This is a genomic window from Streptomyces sp. MMG1121 (assembly GCF_001280015.1).
Taxonomy (GTDB): domain Bacteria; phylum Actinomycetota; class Actinomycetes; order Streptomycetales; family Streptomycetaceae; genus Streptomyces.
Genome location: NZ_LGDV01000020.1, coordinates 1 through 2,864 on the forward strand (window position 1 = coordinate 1; position 2,864 = coordinate 2,864).

At 72.5% G+C, this 2,864-nt stretch carries 2 protein-coding genes; both read right to left on the bottom strand.

What is annotated here, in order from left to right; genetic code table 11:
• The coding region (locus ADK64_RS03955; RefSeq protein WP_159046157.1) for a non-ribosomal peptide synthetase at positions 1–2,384 on the bottom strand (2,384 nt) is incomplete at its 3' end.
• A partial coding sequence (locus ADK64_RS03960) for a condensation domain-containing protein (RefSeq protein WP_159046158.1) occupies positions 2,312–2,864 on the bottom strand: 553 nt, incomplete at its 5' end. The genes ADK64_RS03955 and ADK64_RS03960, both read right to left, overlap by 73 nt.

A 2,864-nucleotide genomic window follows, 5' to 3' on the forward strand; every position in this document is an offset into this window, starting at 1 on the left:
ACCACCGGAAACACCGTCCGCACACTCTCGTGCCGCCCCACCACATCACCCACCGCCGCACCCAACGCCACCACATCCAACTCCCCCACCAGACGCAGGGCGGTGGCGATGACCCGGGTGTCCGTGCCGTCCCTGCCCTCTTCCAGTTCGCCCTGGATCCAGAAGCGCAGTTGGGACGGAGCCAGTCGGGTGTGCACGGAACGGGCCCTGCGGGTCAGCTGCGGACGCGGGCGGGTCGTCTGCGCGAACCTGGCGGCCAGGGTGGCCGGGGTGTGTGCCTCGAACACGGTGCGCATGTCGATCTCGACGTCGAGGGCCGCGCGGATACGGCTGACCAGGCGCACGGCGAGGAGGGAGTGTCCGCCGAGGTCGAAGAAGGAGTCGTCGACGCCGACGTGCGCAACGCGCAACAGGTCGGCGAACAGGTCGCACAGCAGCCGCTCGACCGGGCCGTCCGGCTCCCGGCCGGCGGCAGGCGCCGTGTCCGCTTCCGGCGCGGGGAGCGCTTCGCGGTCCACTTTGCCGTTCCCGGTCAAGGGCAGACCGCCGCGCAGCACGACGACGGCCACGGGAACCATGTAGTCCGGCAACGCTCCGGCCGCCCGCTCCCGTACCCGGTCGGCCAGTGCGTCCGTGGCGTCCGGTGCCGGTACGACGTGGGCGATCACGTTGCCGTCCCGCACCGAGGCCACGGCGTGGCGGACGCCCGCGCACCCGGACAGCACCGCCTCCACCTCGCCCAGCTCCACCCGGAAGCCCCGCACCTTGACCTGCTGGTCGGCACGGCCCACGAATTCCAGCTCACCGTGGGCCCTCCAGCGCGCCAGATCGCCCGTGCGGTACATCCGCTCCCCCGGGCGGCCGAACGGGCATGCCACGAACCGGGCCGCCGTCAGGTCCGGGCGGCCCGCGTAGCCGCGCGCGAGCCCGGCGCCCGACACGTACAACTCGCCCACGACTCCGACCGGGACGGGCGACAGCGTGTCGTCCAGCACGAACACCGTGGAACCGCCCGTGGGGCCGCCGATGGGCGGCTTGCTCTCGGGCTCGCAGTCGCGGGCGGTGAGGTGCCGGCAGGTGGTGAAGGTGGTGTTCTCGGTCGGGCCGTAGCCGTTGGTGACGGTGAGGTGTGCGTGCGCGTGGAGCGCCGCTGCCACGGCGGGCCCGGAGGCCTCCTCCCCTCCGATCCACAGGTGCTTCAGGGCGCCGAATACCCGACTCGCCTCGAGGGCAAGGGAGTTGAAGAGCGAGGTGGTGAAGAAGGCGGCGGTGACGCCGTGTTCGGTGACCACGCGCTCCAGGGCTCCGGCCGAGCCGTCGTGCGGTGGTGCGACGACGACCGTGCCGCCGTTGAGCAGCGGTACCCACACCTCGTACGTCGACGCGTCGAAGGAGTGCGCCGAGTGCGCCAGCACGCGGGAGTGGTCCTGTTCCTGCCAGCACGCGTCCGCCGTGAAGGCCAGGATGTTGGCGTGGGTGACGGCCACGCCCTTGGGCCGCCCGGTCGAACCGGAGGTGTACATCACGCAGGCGATCCGGTCGGCACCGGCCACGGGTGCGTCGTAGGGCATGTCCGTCCCGTCGTCCCCGGTGACCTGGTCGACTCGGGCCACCCGCAGGCCCGGGAGGTGCGCGCGCAGGGAGTCCGCTCGTGCGCTCGTCGACGCGTCGGTCAGCAGCAGGCAGGGGGCGGACTCGGAGAGGACGCCGGCCAGCCGGGCATCGGGACTGCGCAGGTCGAGGGGGAGATAGGCAGCCCCGGTCTTCAGGACCGCGAGCAGGGCGACGACGAGGTCCGCCGAGCGCTCCATCGCCAGCGCGACCAGCCGCTCCGGAGCCGCGCCCCGGGTCGGCAGGGCACGCGCCAGCCGGTTCGCGCGGTCGTCCAGCTGCTCGTAGGTGAGCGCTTGCGCACCGCACACGAGCGCCGTCGCGGCCGGTGTCGCGGCGGCCCGGGCCGCGAAGCGATCCGCCACCGAGCTGTCCGTACGGTCCACGGCGGGTCCCGCACCCCAGGTCAGTACGGCGGCCCGCTCGGCCGGACCGATCACGTCCACGCCGCTCAGCCGGCCCCATGGGTCCGCGGCCGCCTGGTCCAGGAACCGCGTGAGGCAGTCGGCCAGCCGCTGCGCCGTCGCCTCGTCGAAGACGTCCCGCGCGTAGACGAGCCGCCCTTGCAGCCCGTCATCCTTCTCACGGAAGTCGAAGAGCAGGTCGAAGTCCACGGACTCGGCCGGACCGGGATCCTCGTACGCCACGTCCAGGCCGGGGAACGCCGCCTGTGCCACCGCGTTGTTCTGCAGGCTCAGCATCACCTGGAACAGCGGGTGCCGCCCGGCCGACCGGACCGGGTTGACCGCCTCGACCACCCGCTCGAACGGCACCTCGGCACCTCCTGGTGCTCCAGCGCGCTCAGCACCGCGGACCGGACCCGATCGAGCGACTCCACGAAGGAGGGATCCCCCGACAGCTCCGAGCGCACCACCACCGTGTTCACGAAGCAGCCGACGAGTTCCTCCAGCGCCACGTCGGTCCGCCCGGCGACCGGGCTGCCGACCGGGATGTCCCGTCCGGCCCCCAGGCGTGCGAGTGTTCCGGCCAGCGCAGCGTGCAGGGCCATGAAGAGGCTGGCTCCCTGTTCGCGCGCGACCTCCGTCAGGGCCTGGAGTGTGTGGCTCTCGACCGTGAACTCGACGGCTCCCGCCCGGCCGGTGGCGACGGCGGGCCGGGGACGGTCCCGGGGAAGATCCAGCTCCTGCGGCAGGTCCCGCAACACCTCACGCCAAAAGCCCAGCTCACGACTCTCGAACCCATCCGACTCCAGCACCTCACGCTGCCACAACGTGAAATCCCCGTACTGCACC